Annotated in this window: 17 protein-coding genes; 7 read left to right on the top strand and 10 right to left on the bottom strand. The window is 75.1% G+C overall.

Features of this window, described 5'->3' with window-relative positions; genetic code table 11:
- Window positions 1-31 precede the first annotated feature (31 nt).
- From HF526_RS03415 to HF526_RS03380, 8 genes are all read right to left on the bottom strand, one after another.
- Window positions 32-1,567: a GDSL-type esterase/lipase family protein gene (locus HF526_RS03415; protein WP_239028235.1), complete on the bottom strand. Its 1,536-nt coding sequence runs from the start codon at window positions 1,565-1,567 to the stop codon at window positions 32-34.
- 169 nt (window positions 1,568-1,736) lie between these two features.
- Window positions 1,737-3,182 carry an MFS transporter gene (locus HF526_RS03410; protein ID WP_211176716.1) on the bottom strand — a complete coding sequence of 482 codons (1,446 nt, stop codon included), beginning with the start codon at window positions 3,180-3,182 and terminating at the stop codon, window positions 1,737-1,739.
- 199 nt (window positions 3,183-3,381) lie between these two features.
- A complete protein-coding gene (gene ligD / locus HF526_RS03405) occupies window positions 3,382-4,260 on the bottom strand; it encodes a non-homologous end-joining DNA ligase (protein WP_169379742.1) in 879 nt (292 codons plus the stop codon).
- Window positions 4,257-5,264 (bottom strand): non-homologous end-joining DNA ligase, encoded by a 1,008-nt coding sequence (ligD, locus tag HF526_RS03400; RefSeq protein WP_476705393.1) that lies wholly within the window; start codon window positions 5,262-5,264, stop codon window positions 4,257-4,259. Before ligD (HF526_RS03400) ends, ligD (HF526_RS03405) begins: the two co-directional genes overlap by 4 nt.
- Window positions 5,261-5,566: a DUF3099 domain-containing protein gene (locus HF526_RS03395; RefSeq protein WP_338051265.1), complete on the bottom strand. Its 306-nt coding sequence runs from the start codon at window positions 5,564-5,566 to the stop codon at window positions 5,261-5,263. The genes ligD (HF526_RS03400) and HF526_RS03395 overlap by 4 nt, the downstream gene beginning before the upstream one ends.
- A 37-nt stretch (window positions 5,567-5,603) precedes the next feature.
- Entirely contained in the window at window positions 5,604-6,029 is a 426-nt protein-coding gene (locus HF526_RS03390) for a VOC family protein (RefSeq protein WP_169379741.1), read from the bottom strand.
- On the bottom strand, window positions 6,026-7,135 hold the full coding sequence (locus tag HF526_RS03385; protein WP_169379740.1) for an amidohydrolase family protein: 1,110 nt from the start codon (window positions 7,133-7,135) through the stop codon (window positions 6,026-6,028). The genes HF526_RS03390 and HF526_RS03385 overlap by 4 nt, the downstream gene beginning before the upstream one ends.
- Complete coding sequence (locus HF526_RS03380) at window positions 7,132-8,202, bottom strand: amidohydrolase family protein (protein ID WP_169379739.1); 1,071 nt, start codon at window positions 8,200-8,202, stop codon at window positions 7,132-7,134. Before HF526_RS03380 ends, HF526_RS03385 begins: the two co-directional genes overlap by 4 nt.
- A 68-nt stretch (window positions 8,203-8,270) precedes the next feature.
- On the opposite strand from HF526_RS03380, the gene HF526_RS03375 reads away from it, so the two are divergent.
- The 3 genes from HF526_RS03375 (at window position 8,271) to HF526_RS03365 (ending at window position 9,657) form a co-directional block, all read left to right on the top strand.
- Window positions 8,271-8,456 (top strand): hypothetical protein, encoded by a 186-nt coding sequence (locus tag HF526_RS03375; RefSeq protein WP_169379738.1) that lies wholly within the window; start codon window positions 8,271-8,273, stop codon window positions 8,454-8,456.
- 81 nt (window positions 8,457-8,537) lie between these two features.
- On the top strand, window positions 8,538-8,900 hold the full coding sequence (locus tag HF526_RS03370) for a hypothetical protein (protein WP_169379737.1): 363 nt from the start codon (window positions 8,538-8,540) through the stop codon (window positions 8,898-8,900).
- Between the two features lie 82 nt (window positions 8,901-8,982).
- Window positions 8,983-9,657: an HAD family hydrolase gene (locus HF526_RS03365; RefSeq protein WP_169379736.1), complete on the top strand. Its 675-nt coding sequence runs from the start codon at window positions 8,983-8,985 to the stop codon at window positions 9,655-9,657.
- 17 nt (window positions 9,658-9,674) lie between these two features.
- On the opposite strand, the gene HF526_RS03360 is transcribed toward HF526_RS03365, so the two are convergent.
- Window positions 9,675-10,850, bottom strand: coding sequence for a DNA glycosylase AlkZ-like family protein (locus HF526_RS03360; RefSeq protein ID WP_169379735.1), 1,176 nt, complete (start codon window positions 10,848-10,850; stop codon window positions 9,675-9,677).
- A gap of 82 nt (window positions 10,851-10,932) precedes the next feature.
- Between HF526_RS03360 and HF526_RS03355 the strand changes: the two genes are divergently transcribed.
- On the top strand, window positions 10,933-11,307 hold the full coding sequence (locus HF526_RS03355; protein WP_169379734.1) for a tautomerase family protein: 375 nt from the start codon (window positions 10,933-10,935) through the stop codon (window positions 11,305-11,307).
- A gap of 4 nt (window positions 11,308-11,311) precedes the next feature.
- Here the strand turns inward: HF526_RS03355 and HF526_RS03350 are convergent, their stop codons facing one another.
- Entirely contained in the window at window positions 11,312-12,265 is a 954-nt protein-coding gene (locus tag HF526_RS03350; protein ID WP_169379733.1) for an aldo/keto reductase, read from the bottom strand.
- Between the two features lie 183 nt (window positions 12,266-12,448).
- Between HF526_RS03350 and dhaK the strand changes: the two genes are divergently transcribed.
- From dhaK to ptsP, 3 genes are read left to right on the top strand one after another with little or no spacing between them, the layout of a single operon-like run.
- Window positions 12,449-13,450: a dihydroxyacetone kinase subunit DhaK gene (gene dhaK, locus HF526_RS03345; protein ID WP_169379732.1), complete on the top strand. Its 1,002-nt coding sequence runs from the start codon at window positions 12,449-12,451 to the stop codon at window positions 13,448-13,450.
- A gap of 4 nt (window positions 13,451-13,454) precedes the next feature.
- Complete coding sequence (gene dhaL, locus HF526_RS03340; RefSeq protein WP_338051264.1) at window positions 13,455-14,114, top strand: dihydroxyacetone kinase subunit DhaL; 660 nt, start codon at window positions 13,455-13,457, stop codon at window positions 14,112-14,114.
- Entirely contained in the window at window positions 14,111-16,576 is a 2,466-nt protein-coding gene (gene ptsP / locus HF526_RS03335; RefSeq protein ID WP_338051263.1) for a phosphoenolpyruvate--protein phosphotransferase, read from the top strand. The genes dhaL and ptsP overlap by 4 nt, the downstream gene beginning before the upstream one ends.
- Window positions 16,577-16,595: the final 19 nt, after the last annotated feature.

Here is a 16,595-nt window from a genome sequence, read left to right as displayed (position 1 = left end):
TCCTGTGCGGTGGCGCGTCGTGGCCGCCGCGCTACCGCGGGGCCGGGGTGATCAGCCGGGCGACTGCGGCGGCCATCCGGATCGAGCCGATGCCGGTCGGGTGGAACGGGTGGGGGTCGGCCAGGCCCTGCAGGTCCGGACCGAGCCCGTCGTGGCCCGCGCTGCAGAGCGTCGCGAGGGCCGGGCGAGCCACGGCGAAGCCGTACTTCTCGGCGCCGCCCGCCAGGATCGCGTTGAGCTGGGCGTTCCGGTCCGCCAGCAGCCTGATCTTCGCCGGGTTCAGCCCGGCGGCACCGGCCGGGCCCCGGGAATCCGGGCAGTCGGCGCCGGGAGCGAACACGTCGTACGACGTCATGATCACCACCTGGGGGTGGCCCGGCAGCTCGGCGAGGTCCTGCAGCAGGTTGCCGTACTCGCGGTCGAAGGCCGCCAGCCGGTAGTCGAACTCGCCCTGGGTGAGGTTGTCCGCACAGTCCGCCGCGCCGTAGCAGTAGGTCAGGAAATCACCCCAGCCCAGGTCGTTCGGACCGATTCCGACGACCACGAAGCGCAGGCCCTCGACCTGCTTGAGCAGCCCGATCTGCGCGGGCACGCTGGTGGCGCCGCGCTGCTGCGGCGCGCGCAGACCCTGCGCGATGGTGGCTCCGGAGCAGGCGAGGTTGAGCACCTGCGCAGGCAGCAGCCGGCCGAGCTCACCGGCCATCGAGTCGGTGCTGCGCTCGCAGGCCTGGTCGTCCGCGGTGGCGCCGGCAGGTGCCGGTCCACCGACGCGCGCCAGCCGGGAGTCCCCGATGACGGCGCCGGAGTAGCCGAAGACACGCGGCCCGACCGGGGACGGGGACAGGTGATAGGCCCCGACCAGCTCGGACAGCGAGCGCACGTTCTGCAGCCCGCGCGCCGCCCCGGTGTAGACGAGCGCCCCCGCGGCGCCCCAGGCCAGCACCGACGCCGTCACCGCGAGCACCGTCATCCGGCCGATCGTGCCGACGCAGCGGGGGAAGACCTCGGCGACGGTGACGTGCTCGTGCCCGGCCCGGCTCTGCCGGCGCAGCAGGACCAGGATCCGGGCGCAGCCGGCCACCGCGCAGAACGCGAGCGTGAGCACGATCAGCCCGGCGGCGCCCCACGCGTACCAGCGCAGGAACCCGTTGCCCAGCGTCGTGACCGCGTCGGCGCGGGCCTGCCGGGTGGTGCCGGGGTGCAGCACCTCGGCCGCCGCCTCGTTGCGCTGCACCGGCCCCAGCGTGAGCTGCGGGCGCAGCGGCCCGTAGACCTGCAGTCGCGGGATGTCCAGCTCGGTGTTGCCGATCTGCACCAACTGCGCGGGGCCGGACAGCGACAGGTCGGGCGTGCGGGCGCCCACCGAGATGTGCTGGCCGAGGGTGACCAGCTCCTGGTTCGGGGTGAGTGCGATGGTCGCCGGGATCCCGGCCAGCAGACACGTCGCGATCAGCAGCAGCGTCGGCCACGAGCGCAGCTCGCCCAGCAGGTCGCGCAGCCGGCGGCGCAGTCCGCGGCGGGGTCGCGGCGCGGGCTGCGGGAAGTCGGGGTGGTCCTCGGCGGTCATCAGCATCGGGGTGCAGTCCCTCCGCGGTGCGCTCCACAGGCCCGGTCAGGGCCACCTCTGCAGGATGTGCGGCCGGGCGGGCGTGGGTCATCAGGCGATCGGTGGGGGATCGGGGCGGCCCGGGTGACGTGGGTTACCCCGGCCACCGGTCGGGCTGCGGCGCTGCGGGTCAGCGCAGCAGCATCTCCAGGCCCGGGTACGGCTGCAGGGTGGACTCGCGCGGACCGCGGCCGGCGCCCTGCTCGGCGAGGATCGGCAGGTCGCGGGCGTACCGGTCCGCGGCCGCGCGCAGCGCCGGGCTCAGGTTGTCGGCGAGCCGGTCGGCGACGGCTGCGAGCCGGCCGCGGGCCCCGCTGACCCGTGTCGTCACCGTCGCGATCCGATCGCGGACCCCGGCCCGTCCGGCGGCCACCACGACGGCCAGGCCCGCGGCGGCCGTCGCGAGGACCGAGACGGTGCTCAGCGCGAGCGGCAACCCGGCGTGCGCGGCGAGGAAGCCGATGACCGGTGGGCCGCCGAGCAGCCCGCTGTAGCCGACGGTCGAGGCCAGCGCGACCCCGGACGCGCCGCCGGACCCGCCCGCCCGGGCGATCGCGATCGGGAAGATGTTCGCCAGCCCCAGTCCGACCAGCACGAACCCGCCCACGGCCACCGTCGCGGTCGAGGAGAGCACGGCGAACAGCATCCCGATCGCGGCCAGCAACGCCCCGCCGCTGAGCAGTCGCGTCTCGCCGAACAGGCCGAGCAGCCGGCCGCCGCCGAGCCGCCCGCAGGCCATCGCCAGGGAGAACCCGGCGTATCCGGCGGCGGCGAGGGCGGGGGAGGCGTGCAGGGTGTCGCGCAGATGCAACGCGCCCCAGTCGGTGAGGGCGCCCTCGCCGTACGCGGTGCAGCCCGCGATCAGGCCCAGCAGAACGATGAGCCCGCGCGGGAACGGGCCCCGGTGCGGACCGTCCGGAGTCGTGCGGGCGGCCCGCGGCCGGGCCGGGTCGGCGGCCGCCAAGGTCGGCCCGATCGATGCGCTGACCAGCAGCCCGGCGCCCGCGACGACGAGCAGGTGCGCAGCGACGGGGCCGAGCGATGAGGCCACGCCGCCGATCGCGGCGCCGGCCAGGCCGCCGAAGCTGAACCCGGCGTGCAGCGACGGCATCACGGGGCGGGCGCGGCGCCGCTCGGCCAGCACGCCGAGGCTGTTCGCGGCGACGTTGACGGTGCCGGTCACCGCGCCGAACACCAGTAGTGCCGCGGCCAGGGCCGGCACCGACGTGGCCAGTCCGGGCAGTGCGATGGCTGCGCAGAGCAGGAGCGCGCCGATCGCGGCGACCATCCCGGAGCCGAGCCGGGCACACAGCGCGCCGGTCAGTTGCATGCTTGCCAGTGCGCCGAGGGAGACGCACAGCAGTGCGACGCCCAGCGTCGATGCGGTGGCACCGACCTGGGTGGTGACGTCCGGGATCCGGGCGGCCCAGCTGCCGAACACGAACCCGTCGAGAGCGAACAGGGCGGTGACGGCGAGGCGAAGCCGGCGCCATGACGGCGGTTCGGCCGGGGGGCGAAGCCGGTGTGCGATTCCGCTGAGGGTGGGGGCACGGGGAGCGAGGACGGGAACGGGCACGGCGGTTCCTCCGGTGGCGAGCGGGGGCACCAGATGGGTGCGGGATCGATTCAGATCGGTGCTGCGCCGTCGGATGACGGCGGGCTGGGGGACGGCACACGACCACGGGCACCGCATCCCATGCTCCCGACCGTGCGGCTCCGGCGCAGCCCGCGGCGGCGGTGAGGTCCCTCACCGTCGCCCGGTGGTCGGGGCGCGCTCAGCCGAGCCGGTCGAGGCGCCCGCGCGCCGCCGCTGCGGACCGGGCGTGGGAGCCGATGTCGGCCCACGGGTCGCCGGTGCGCGCCAACCGGCGGCCGATGCTGGCGACGGTGTGCCCGTCCGGGGCGACGCGGGACAGTTCCCGGAACCGCAGCGGCGTCGCCACCGGGGCGCCGGGGCGGGCCCGGGGCGAGTAGGGCGCGATCGCCGTCTGCCCGTAGGCGTTGCGACCGACATCGAGGTAGATGCGGTCGCCCCGGTCGGCGATCCGGTGCGCGGTGGTCAACCCGGCCGGGTCGGCGGCCTCCAGCCGGGCCGCGACGGCCCGGGCCAGTCCCCGGACCTCGTCGAAGTCCGCGGTCGCGTCCAGCGGCGTCACCACGTGGTAGCCGCTGCTGCCGGTGGCCATCAGGAACGGGACCAGGCCGATCTCGTCGAGCAGGTCCCGGGTGGCGCGGACGGCGCGGCGCAGCACCGTCAGGTCACGGTGCTCGGGCGGGTCGAGGTCGATCACCATCAGATCGGGCCGGTCCAGGGCGCCGACCCGGGACAGCGCCCGGTGCACCTCCAGGGCCGACTGGTTCGCCAGGTAGCGCAGGTCGTCGGCGTCGGTGACCACGATGTGCTCGACCTGCCCGCGGTCGTTGTCCGCCGGTACCTCGACGGTGTGCACCGGCGCCCCGGCCGGCGCCTGCTTCTGGAAGAACCCCGAGGCCGCCAGCCCGTTGGGGAACCGGACCAGCGACAGCGGCCGGCCCTCCAGATGCGGCAGCATCACGTCCGCGACCCGCTCGTAGTACCGGGCCAGATCGGCCTTGGTCACCCCCGGCTCGGGGTAGAGCACCTTGTCCGGGTGCGTGATCGTCGTCCGGGTCATCCCTCGCGCACCACCTCAGTCGCGGGCTTGTCGTCGCGCAACCCCAGGTAACGGGGGTGGCGCAGCCGACCGTCGCGGGTCCACTCGGTGAACCCGATCTGCGCGACGAGCTCCGGCGCCAGCCAGTGCGCCCCGCGTTCGCGCACCGGCCGGTCGAACGGCGAGTCGGCGCGGTCCAGCCCCGCGAAGCGTTCCCGCAGCGCGTGCAGCGTCGCCTCGGTGAAGCCGGTGCCGACCTTCCCGGCGTAGCGCAGCCGGGTGTCGCCGGCCGTCGGGTGGTACCCGACGAGCAGCGCGCCGAACTCCTTGCGGGCCCCGCCCGGGTCGGTCCAGCCGCCGATGACGAGTTCCTGGTCGCGGACGCACTTGAACTTCAGCCAGTCCTTGGTGCGTCCCGGCCGGTACGGCGAGTCCGCCCGCTTCGCGATCACCCCCTCCCAGCCGTGCGCGCACGCGTAGTCCAGGTAGCGCTCGCCGTCGCCGTTGCGGTGGGTGGTGAACCGGACCGGGTCGTCCCAGTGCAACGCCCGGCGCAGCACCCGCTTGCGCCCGCGCAGCGGTACCTCGGTGAGGTCGGCACCGTCGAAGGCGAGCAGGTCGAACAGGTACAGGTAGACCGTGACGCCGGTCTCCCGGGCGCGCTGCGGGTCGGTCAGCCCGAGCCGGGCCTGGAGCCGCTCGAAGCTGGTGCGGCCGTCGTCGAACGCCACGACCTCGCCGTCGGCGACGAGATCGGGCAGGTCCTGCCCGTCGAGCGCCTCGGCCAGTTCGGGGTAGGTGCCGGTCATGTCCTTGCGGTTGCGCGAGTACAACTCGGTGCGGCCGTCGCGGCGCACCACGATCGCGCGCACGCCGTCGAACTTCCGTTCGTAGATCCAGCCGGGATCGGAGAAGTGCTCGTCGGTGAGCGTGGCCAGCATCGGCGGCCGGAACTGCGGTGGTCCCGCGGGGCGCACCTGCGCGCGCTCGTCCGGGTGCAGCGCATCCAGCGCCGGGTGCGTCACGTGTCCGTGATGCCCTTCCCAGGGGGCTCTGAAACCTCGCCCGGGTCCGTGCGCCGGCGGCGGCTCCGGCGGTGCACCGGGTCGTTGGCCAGCACGACCGCGACCCAGGGCAGCGGACCGGTCAGGATGATCAGCGCCAGGCCGACTCCCCAGGCCTTGAGGTAGAGCAGACCGCCGACGAGCAACCCGACCAGGTGCACGACCATCAGCGCGGCGTAGACGCGCTCACGGTGGCGCCGCTCCTCGGCCGGCGACATCGGCACGTCGGTGATCACCGGCGGTGGCCGGCGGCGGAACCTCACGGCGGGCCCCGCCCGTCGTGTCGCGGCGCCGCTGCGCTCACCCGGTAGCCGGTTTCACCCACCACAGCTCGCCCTGGATGCCGTCCGGATCGGTGAAGGACACGAACTCGGCGTACCCGGCGTCGCGCGCCGGGGAGTGTTCCACCCCCAGCGCGTCGAGGTGCTCGCTCCAGCGGTCGAGGTCGGTGCGCTCGGTGACGGCGAGCGCGATGTGGTCCAGGCCGGTGCGGTCCGGATCGAAGCGGTCGCCAGAGCGCTCGTGCGGCTCGTGGATCCCGAACACCAGGCCCGACCCGGGGTGCCGGATCAGGATCCGCGGGTGCCGCTGCTCGCCCTCGGGCTCGTCGACGCGGCGCAGCCGCTCGAAACCGAAGGTCCGCTCCCACCACGCGGCGGTGGCCTCCATGTCCACGACCGTCATCGCGAGATGGGCCACGCCGGTGAATCCCGGGGGAGTCGTCACGTGGTGAAACGGTAGTGGCGGCGGGCGTTGTCGTACATGATCCTGCGGTGCAGGTCGGACGGCACCCGGGTCTGGAACGCCCGGTGCGGGTCGTCGAAGTCCCAGTGCGGGTAGTCGGTGGAGAACATCAGCACGTCCTGGCCGACGTCGCGGATCAGCGGGATCAGATCGGCCGGGTCCTCCGGCTCCTCCATGGGCTGGGTGGTGATCCGGATCCGGTGCCGCAGGTAGTGCGACGGCGGGTGCACCAGGTCGGGCACCTCCGCCCCCAGGCGCCGGTGCAGCCCGTCGAGCCGCGCCATCAGGCCGGGCACCCAGGCGAACCCGCCCTCCATGAGCACGACCTGCAGGTCGGGGAAGCGGTCGAAGACGCCTTCGAAGATCAGGCTCGTGACCTGGGCCTGGAACGCGACGGCCAGCGACGTGTGGTCCTCGATGTAGTACGACGGCCAGCCCGCCGAGGTGATCGGGCCCGGTGTGGTCGACGCGGCGTGCAACCCGACCGGCAGCCCCGTCTCCGCGGCCGCTTCGAAGATCGGCCAGTACGCCCGGCGGCCCAGCGGGTCGCGGGTGCGCGGGTAGAGCAGCACCTGCACGAAGCCGGGGTCCGCGGCGGCCCGGTGGATCTCCGCGGCGGCCAGCTCCGGCGACTCGAACGACACCGTGATCGACGCCCGCAGCCGCCGGTCCCGGGAGAGCCAGTGCTCGACCTGCCAGTCGTTGACCGCCGCCGCGAGCGCCGCGGCGTAGGCGTCGTAGCGCTGCTCGGGGGCCCGGTACAGGCAGTTGAGCACGGCGAACTCGATGTCGTAGGCGTCGAGCAGTTGCGCGCGCATGAAGTCCAGATCGGAACCGGGCAGCGCGCCGCCCGGCGGCCACGCGTCGTGCCGGCTGGCGAACGGCGCGGCCTTGGGATACGCGTAGCCGGTGGTGAACGGGCTGAACGTCCGGGAGCCGACCAGCTCCAGGTGCCGACGCCAGCGGGCGGACAGGTACGGGATCAGCGCGGCATCGGACGGGACGGCGTTGTGCACGTCGCAGTCGATCAACGTGGTGCGTGCCCGGTGCGACCGGCCTGCGGCCGGCGATTCCGTCGTGCCGGTCATCGGGTCACCTCCGGCACGTCCAACCGGTAGAGCTCGGCCGCGTTGGCCCGCAGCACCCGCTCCCGCTCGGCGGGGGAGAGGTGGTCGAGCAGCGCCTCGTGCGGGTCGCGGTCGTGCCAGTGCGGATGGTCACTGGCGTAGAGCAGCAGCTCGACCGAGCCGACCTGGGTGAGGAAACGGTCGATCCAGTCCCGCGGCGGATCCACCGGCCCGTCGAACGGCGCGATCGCGAACCGGACGTGCTCGCGGATCACCTGGGAGGGCGGCCGGTCCACCCAGGGCACCTCGCGTCGCAGCGCCTTCCAGTTCTTGTCGAACCGCCACATGAGCGGGGGCAGCCAGGTCACGCCGCTCTCCAGCAGCACGACCCGCAGCCCCGGGTGCTCGGTGAACACGCCCTCCGCGACGAGACTGGTCAGCTGCGACTGGATCGCGAGGGCGGCGTTCGCATAGTCCTCGATGTAGTGCGACGGCCAGCCCACCGGGGACAGCGCGTTCGCCCCGGCGACGCCGGGGTGTATCGCCACCGGCAGCCCGGCGCGCTCCGCGGCGGCGTAGATGGGCCGGTGCACCCGGCGGCCGAGCGGGGTGGTGGTCTGGGCCGGCAGCAGGACCTGCACGAACCGTGGGTCCGCGGCGCAGCGTTCGATCTCCGCCGCGGCGCCCGCCGGGTCGTCCGGGACGACGACGATCGCGGCCCGCAACCGCGGGTCGGCGTCGAGCCAGGTCGCGGCCTGCCAGTCGTTGACCGCGCTCGCCAGCGCACCGGCCCAGTCGGTGTTGTGCAGGGCCCCGACCGCGTAGAGGCAGTTCAGTACCGCGACGGCGGCCCCGGGACCGTCGAGCACCCGGTCCCGCAGCAGGTCGACGTCCGAGCCGGGCGGGCCGGCGGCCGGGCGGGCCCCCGGGCGGGCGGACAGCGGCATCCCCGGCGGGTAGAAGGCCGGTGCGAAGCCCTCGATGCGGCCCTCGACGCAGTAGTCGATCCAGCGGTCCGGCAGGTGCGGGAACAGCGCGGAGATGCCCGGCACGGCGTGGTGCACGTCGACGTCGATCGCGGCCACCATCGGCGGCACCTCCACACGAGGGGACTGGCGACGAGCGTAGCCACGGCAGCCACTCGGCGGGTGCCTCGATGTGCGACGCGGCGGGCCACCCCGCCGATCGCGCCGGCGGCCCTCCGGGCGCGATCGGCGAGGCCCGAGCCGCCGGCTACCCCGCTGCCGGCTGTTGCGGGATGCCGTTCGCCGGCGGGGTGCTCTCGGCGCCGGTCACCGCGCCCCGGGAGAACCGGGAGAGCAGCTGCTCGCCCTCGGCCTGACGGCTGCCCGTGCGAGCACGTCGCGCCCGGCACGCCGACCCGGCGGCCGGCGCCGTCGACCCCTCGTCCATTCTGGACCCCATGTCGGAGCCGACGGCTGCGGATGTGATCGGCCTAGGCGGGTGGAACCCGCGCTACGCCCGGGTGCTGGCCATCGCGGCCACCGGGCCGTTCGCCGTCGCGTTGATCGACACGAACGGCGACGAGAGCGAGATCGACATCGACCACCTGTGGCTCGACGACACCGGGCGCTGGCGGCCGGGCAGCAGTTCCGGGGTCTACATTCCGCCGGTCGGCGTCGGTGATCACGGGGAGACCACCCACTACCGCTATGCGGTGGGACGGGCGGAGGCCCCCGGCGAGCACCACGTTCAGGTGGCCGGGGCCCCGGTCACGGTGACGGCGCAGGCCGGCGGATGGTGGGCCTGGCTCGCGCTGTGGTGAGCACCGGGCGTGTGCGACGGGTTCACCTGCGGGCCACCCGGACGTGTGCCGACGGACACCCGAGGGGACTGAGCTAGCCCGGATGCGAGTGGCCGTCCTGGACATGGCGGGTACCACGGTGGCTGACGACGGAATGGTCTTCGACGCCGTGCGGACGGCGCTGCGCGCGGTGCGCATCGTGCCGGAGGGCCCACGGTTCCCGGCACTGCGCCGACAGGCCGAGGCGACCATGGACCGGTCGACGATCGCGGTGTTCGGCGAGCTGCTCGACGGCGACATGCACCGTGCCCGCCGGGCCAACGCGGCGTTCGAGGCCTGTTTCGAGACGCAGCTGCGCGCCGGGCGGATCCACGAGGTCCCCGGCGCCCGTGCCGCCATGTCGGCCCTGCGTGCGGCCGGTCTGACCGTCGTCCTGAGCAGCGGGTTCGCCCCGGCCGTGCGGGACGCGCTGATCGCCGCGCTGGGCTGGTCGGACGTCGTCGACCTGCTCGTGTGCCCGGCCGATGTGGACGGTCGTGGGCTGCCCGATCCGGCGATGCTGCTGGCCGCGGCGGCGAGTGTCGACGCCGACCCGGCCGAGGTCGTCGCCGCGGGGGATGCGACGTCCGGAATGCTGGCGGCCCGCCGCGCCGGGACCGGGCTGGCGATCGGGGTGCGCACGGGGGCACACGGGGAGCGGGCGCTGCGGGCCGCCGGCGCCGACGACGTCATCGACTCGGTCGCCGACCTGCCCGCGCTGCTCGGCCTGCCCTCCTGACCCATCAGGCCGCCCCCTCAGGTGGAGAGCTCGCGCTCCAGCGGTGTGCGGAAGCGCGGCGTCACCCGGACCTCGCCCAGGTGCCCGGCCAGCCGCTCGGCGCCGGCCTGCACCGCCTTCTCACCGTCGGCCCCGATGTCGTCGAGCAGCCGCACCGCGACCTCGCCGTCCGGCCGTTGCGCCCAGCCGCCGACGATCCGGCCGTCCCACCACACCGTCGGGCCGATGTTGCCGGTCCGGTCGAACAGTGCCGGCCCGTGGGGGCCGAGGAACCAGCTACGCTCCTGCCACCCCATCGGCGTCGGATCCAGCGCCGGCAGCAGCGCGGCGGCCGGTTCCGGCGCCGGCACCGGGTCGGCGTCCTCGGCGAGCATCAGCCCGGGGGTGCCCTCCAGGTCCACCTCGACGGTGTCCAGCGCGGCCAGCGCGCGGCTGGTCTCGCGGATCCCCCACCCGGCCCACCAGCGCAGATCGCTCACCGGCGCCGGACCGAACGTGGCCAGCCAGTGCCCGGCCAGCGCGATCTGCGCGGCCTCGACCGCGAGCTCGGCGAGCGGGGCGCCGAGCCACGTCGTCATCGGCGACCAGCGGTACCGGGTGGAGGTCCACGAGCCCCGCGGCCTGCCGCGCACGATGTGCCCGTCGGCGGCCAACTGCAGCAGCACCCGGGCCGTCGCGTTCTGTCCGGTGGCCGCGATCCGGGTACGCAGCCGTGGCTCGTCGGCGGCGAGCTCGGTGGCGGCGGCTTCGCCGCGCGCCGCCAGCGCCGCGTGGGTGGCCGCCTCGACGTCGGCCAGCCACGCGGCCGCCTCGTCCACACCGGAGTCGGCGAGGTGGGCCACCAGGCGTTTGCGCTGGGTCGCCGCCACCGCCCGGGCGCACGCGGCCTGCACGATCGGGGCCACGTCCCGGTCGAGCACCCACACGGTCCGGCGCATCCCGAGCATTCGGATCAGCGCGCGGTCGTCGTAGAGGGCGCGCTCGACCGTGCCGACCCGCCCGTCGCGGGTCCGGGCCAGCACCGACAGGAACACCGAGGCCGCGTCGGTGGCGTGCAGCGCGACCAACGACGCCGCCACCGCCGTCGCACCGGCCACCGAGTCGGCCGCCCATGCGGTGGGGCAGAGCCGGTGCCGCACGGTCAGCCGGGCCCGCCGCCCGGCCACCCCGACCCGCCGTACCGCACCCGCCATCGCCGTCCCCCGTGTGCTGTGCCGATGCCGCCCGGCGGCGACAATCCTCCTGACCGCCCGTGCATCGGACCGGAGGAGATCCATGCCGTACTACCAGTTCACGATTCCCGCCGACAGCCCCAGCGCGCGGTACAAGGCCGAGATCGCCGCGGCGTTCACGAAGGTGCACACGACGGTCACCGGCGCGCCCGCGCAGTACGTCAACTGCTCGTTCGTCGAGGTCCCGGCGGGCAGCATCTTCGTCGCCGGCCGGCCGGTGGAGCACGGCCGCATGGTCGGGATCATCCGCGCCGGACGCACCGTCGAGGTGCGCAAGGAGCTGATCACCGCCCTGGCCGAGGCATGGAGCGAGGTGACCGGGGAGCCGAAGGAAGGATTCGCGTTGTTCCTGCAGGAGGTGCCCGGCCACCAGGTCATGGAGGAGGGCGTGATCCTGCCGGAGGCCGGCGAGGACTGAGCACTCAGGCCCAGGCGCGCGCGGAACGGGCGCGCCAGTAGTCCGCCGGCGGCTCGGCGAGCGCGGCCAGCTCGTCGCGCACCGCAGGCGGCACGTCGAGCGCCCGGGCGGCGGCGTTGCTGGCCAGCTGCGCCGGGTCGACCGCGCCCGACAGTACGATCCCGGCCCACGGCTGGGCGAGCGCGGCGGCGAGCGCCAGCTGGTCGACGGGCACCCCCAGCTCGGTGGCGAGCTCCGCGGCCCGCGTCGCCCCGGGCGAGCCGTCCTGCCCACCCGGCGCGAGCCGCCCGTTGGCCACCGCCTCCTTGACGATCACCCGCGCGCCCGCGGCGGCCGCCTCGGCCAGAGCCGGGGCGGCCGAGGTCTCCAGCACGTTCCAGGTCGACTGGATCGAGGTGAACAACGGCGCGCCGTCGACCTCGATCTCCACCGCCCGGCGCACCGTGTCGGCCTGCGTGGGCCCCGACGTCGACACCCCGATCCGCACCCCGGCGTCGCGCAGCCGGGCGAGCGCCCGGTGCAGCGGGGCGTCGTCGAGCACGCCGGTCTGCGGCGTCGCGGAGTGCACGTGGTAGACGTCGAGCCGGTCACCCAGCAGCGCCCGGGTCTGCGCGTACTGCTCGGTGAACGCGGCGAGCGAGTGGTCCTTGATCTCGTGCACCTCGGCGTCGAGGCGCCAGTCGCCGACGTAGCGGTAGCCCCACTTGGACCCGATCTCGACGTCGTCGATCTCCGGGTGGGCGGCCAGCCAGGCGGCCAGGAACTCCTCGGCGCGGCCGTAGGAGCGGGCGGCGTCGAGGTAGCGGATGCCCGCCGCGTAGGCGGCGTCGAGCACGGTCGCGGTGCGGGCGCGTAGGTCGGCGGCGTCGCGCCGGTCACCCAGGTCGGCGGCCCGCCCGGAGTTGATGTAGGCGGGCCGCCCGACGGCAGCCAGCCCGATCCCCAGCCCGGCGCTCACGGCCCCGTGGCCGTCCGGATCACAGCGCTGCTCCCTTCGGCGGACACGGGCGGCCGGATACCGCGCCGACGCCTACCCATCCTGCCTGCTGAGCACCCGTCCGCCCACACTCCCGGCCCTGGCGCCCTCGGCGCGCTCCCCGCACTCTGGTCTGCACGCACGTCAACGTCTGGAGGAGCATCAATGAAGAAGCTCATCAACGATCCGGCCGACGTCGTCGCGGAGGCGCTCCTGGGCATCGCCGCGGCGCATCCGGAACTGCGCGTCGACCACGAGAACAGGATCGTCTACCGCGGTGATGCCCCGGTCCAGGGCAAGGTCGGACTGATCTCCGGCGGCGGCTCCGGTCACGAACCGCTGCACGGCGGGTTCGTCGGCCAGGGGATGCTCGACGCGGCCTGCGCGGGGGAGATCTTCACCTCGCCGGTGCCCGACCAGATGCTGGAGGCCACCAAGCAGGTCGACGGCGGCGCCGGGGTGCTGCACATCGTCAAGAACTACACCGGCGACGTGATGAACTTCGAGATGGCCGCCGAGCTCGCCGCGGCCGAGACCGGCGTGGACGTGATGTCCGTGGTGACCAATGACGACGTCGCGGTGCAGGACAGCCTCTACACGGCCGGTCGCCGCGGGGTCGGGGTCACGGTGCTGCTGGAGAAGATCGCGGGCGCCGCCGCCGAGCAGGGCCGCAGCCTCCCCGAGGTCGCCGACGTCGCCCGCCGGGTCAACGAGAACGGGCGCAGCATGGGCATGGCACTGACCTCGTGCACCGTGCCCGCCGCCGGACAGCCCACCTTCGACCTCCCCGAGACCGAGATCGAGATCGGCATCGGCATCCACGGCGAGCCCGGCAGGCGCCGGGTGCCGCTTGTCCCGGCCGAGCAGATCGCCGAGTACCTGGTCGAGCCGATCCTGGCCGACATCGACTTCAGCGGCGGCGACGGCGTGATCGCGTTCGTCAACGGAATGGGCGGCACACCGCTGCTCGAGCTGTACCTGATGTACCACGAGGTGGCGGGGATCCTGGACAAGGCGGGTGTGCGGGTGGCGCGCTCGCTGGTCGGGCCCTACATCACCAGCCTCGACATGGCCGGCTGCTCGGTGACCCTGCTCAGGGTCGACGACGATCTGCTCGGGTTGTGGGACGCGCCGGTGCGCACCCCGGCCCTGCGCTGGGGTGTGTGAGCCGGTGGCCGACACCTCCGGCACCATCGACCTGGCGGCCCTGGACGGCTGGATGCGCGAGTTCGCCCGGCTCGTCGCCGAGAACCGCGACGAGCTGACCCGGCTCGACTCCGCCATCGGCGACGCCGACCACGGCATCAACATGGACCGCGGCATGACCGCGGCGGTGTCCGCCTTGGACGCCGCGACGCCGGCCGGCGCCGCCGGGATGTTCAAGAAGGTCGGGATGACGCTGGTGAGCACGACCGGCGGGGCGAGCGGCCCGCTGTACGGCACGCTGTTCCTGCGGTTCGGCACGGCCGCGGGCGAGGTCGGCGAGCTGACCGCCGCGACGTTCGCCACGGCGCTGCGCGCAGGTCTGGACGGGGTGGTCCAGCGCGGCAAGGCCGAACTCGGAGACAAGACGATGGTCGACGCGCTGGCCCCCGCGGTCGACGCCCTCGACGCGGGTCTCGCCGCCGACACCTCGCTCGGCGCGGCGCTCGCGGCCGCGCAGGCGGCGGCCGACGCCGGCCGGGACGCGACGATCCCGATGCTGGCGCGCAAGGGCCGGGCCAGCTACCTCGGCGAGCGCAGTATCGGGCACCAGGATCCGGGAGCGACGTCGGTGGCGCTGCTGGTGACCGCGGCGGCCACGGTGCTGGGCACACCGGGGCAGCGGTGAGCGAGGCGCCGGTCGGGCTGGTGGTCGTCGCGCACAGCAGGCCGCTGGCCCGGGCCGCGGTCGCGCTGGCCGAGGAGATGCTGCACGGTGGGCGGGTGCCGATCGCCGTCGCGGCCGGCCTGGACGAAACGACGTTCGGCACCGACGCCACCGCGATCCTGGACGCGATCACCGCCGCGGACACCGGCGCCGGGGTGGTCGTCCTGATGGACCTGGGCAGCGCGGTGCTCTCCGCCGAGCTCGCGCTGGAACTGCTCGACGACAACGCGCGCGCCCGGGTGCAGCTCTGCCCGGCACCCCTCGTCGAGGGCCTGGTCGTCGCGGCCGTCGCCGCGGCGGGCGGGGCCGACCGGGCGGAGGTGGCCGCGGAGGCGGGCGGTGCCCTGGCCGGCAAGACGGCGCAGCTCGGCGCGCCCGCCACGGACGACAGGGCTGCCGGGGCGATCCCCACCGGTGGGGCGGACGCGCTGACCGCGTCGTTCACGGTGACCAACCCGCACGGGCTGCACGCCCGCCCGGCGGCCCGCCTGGTGCAGGAGGTCCGGGCCGCCGGCGGGCAGGTCCGGCTGCGCAACAGGAGCACGGGCTCCGGGTGGGTGCCGGCCGGCAGCCTGTCGCGGGTCGCGACCCTGGGCGCCCAGCAGGGACACGAGGTGGAGGTCGAGGTCGCGGGAGACGGGGCCCGGGGCACGCTGGACCGGCTGCTCGCCCTGGCCGGGCGGCACTTCGACGAGGACACCCACGGCACCGGGACCGCCGAGGTCGCGCAGCCGCGGCCCGCGCGCGGCCCGGTGCCCGCGTCCCCGGGCGTCGTGGTCGGGCCGGCGCGCCCGGTGCGGCAGCCCGCGCTGGACGTTCCCACCGCGCGCACCGACGACCCGGCCGGGGCCTGGCGGGAGCTGAGCAGCGCCCTGGCCGCGGTGCGCGACGAGATCACCGGGGTGCGGGCGCGCGCGGCGCGGGACGCCGGACCGGCCGAGGCCGCGATCTTCGACGCACACCTGCTGCTGCTCGACGACAGCGGCCTGCTCGACGACGTCCGCGCCCGGGTGGAGGCCGGCGAGGCGGCGGCCCCGGCATGGGCGGGCGCCGTCGGCCGGGTGGCGGGGGAGTTCGCGGCGCTGCCCGACCCCTACATGCAGGCCAGGGCGGCCGACGTGCGGGCGGTCGGGGCCCAGGTGCTGCACGCGCTGCTCGGCGCCGCGGCCGCGGCGCCCCCCGCGCCCGGACCGGGGGTGCTGGTGGCCCCTGACCTCACCCCCGCCGAGGCGGCCGGGCTGGATCCGCAGACCGTCACCGGCGTGGTGCTCGCCGGCGGCAGCCCGACCGCGCACAGCGTGATCCTGCTGCGGGCCCGCGGTGTCCCGGCGGTGGTCGGCGCGGGCCCGGCTGTGCTGGACGTCGCCGACGGCACCCCGATCGCCCTCGACGGGGGCGACGGGAAGCTCGTCGTCGACCCGCCGGAGGCGGTCCTGCGCGACTTCCGGGCCCGGGCCGAGACCTTCGCCGCACGGGAACGGCGCGCCCGGATCCGCGCGGGCGAACCGGCGACCACCCACGACGGCGTCCGGGTCCTCGTCGGTGCGAACGTCGGGTCGGTGGCCGACGCCGTGGCCGCGTCCACATCCGGGGCCGACCTCGCCGGGCTGGTGCGCACCGAGTTCCTGTTCCTGAACCGGGAGCGGGCACCGGATGTCGCGGAGCAGGAGGCGGCCTACCGTGACGTCGCCGACGCCCTCGCCGGACGGCGGATCACGCTGCGCACCCTGGACGTCGGCGGGGACAAGCCGCTGGACTACCTGCCGATGCCCGCGGAGGCGAACCCGTTCCTCGGGCTCCGCGGGATCCGGCTCGCCCTCGCCCGCCCGGCGCTGCTGGCCGATCAGCTGCTGGCCGCGGTCCGGGTGGCCCACGACGTGCCGGTGAGCCTGATGTTCCCGATGGTCAGCACGCTCGACGAACTGCTGGCCGCCCGCCGGATGCTCGACGAGGCGATCCTGCGCGCCGGGCGTGGGCGGCCGGCCGGGCTGCAGGTCGGGATCATGGTGGAGGTGCCGGCCACCGCGCTGAAGGCCGCCGCCTTCGCCCCGTACGTCGACTTCCTGAGCATCGGCACCAACGATCTCACGCAGTACGCGCTGGCCGCCGAGCGCGGCAACGACGCCGTCGCCGGGATCGCCGACCCGCTCGACCCCGGCGTGCTGGCGCTGGTGGACGCGGTCTGCCGGGGCGCAGGCCCGGACGTGCTCGTCGCGGTCTGCGGCGAGCTGGCCGCCGACGAGCACGCGGTGGCGCTGCTGACCGGCCTCGGGGTGCGCGAGCTCAGCATGGCGCCGCCCGCGGTGCCCCGGGTGAAGGACGTCGTGCGCGAGCTCGACGCGGGCCGGGCGGCCGCGCTCGCCGCGCAGGCCCTCCGGGTGGGCACCGCGGACGCGGTCCGCACCCTGGTGGCCGGTCACTGACGCGGATGGGGTCGACTCG

This window comes from Pseudonocardia acidicola (assembly GCF_012911935.1).
GTDB lineage: Bacteria > Actinomycetota > Actinomycetes > Mycobacteriales > Pseudonocardiaceae > Pseudonocardia > Pseudonocardia acidicola.
This window is presented reverse-complemented; position numbering and strand designations above follow the sequence as displayed.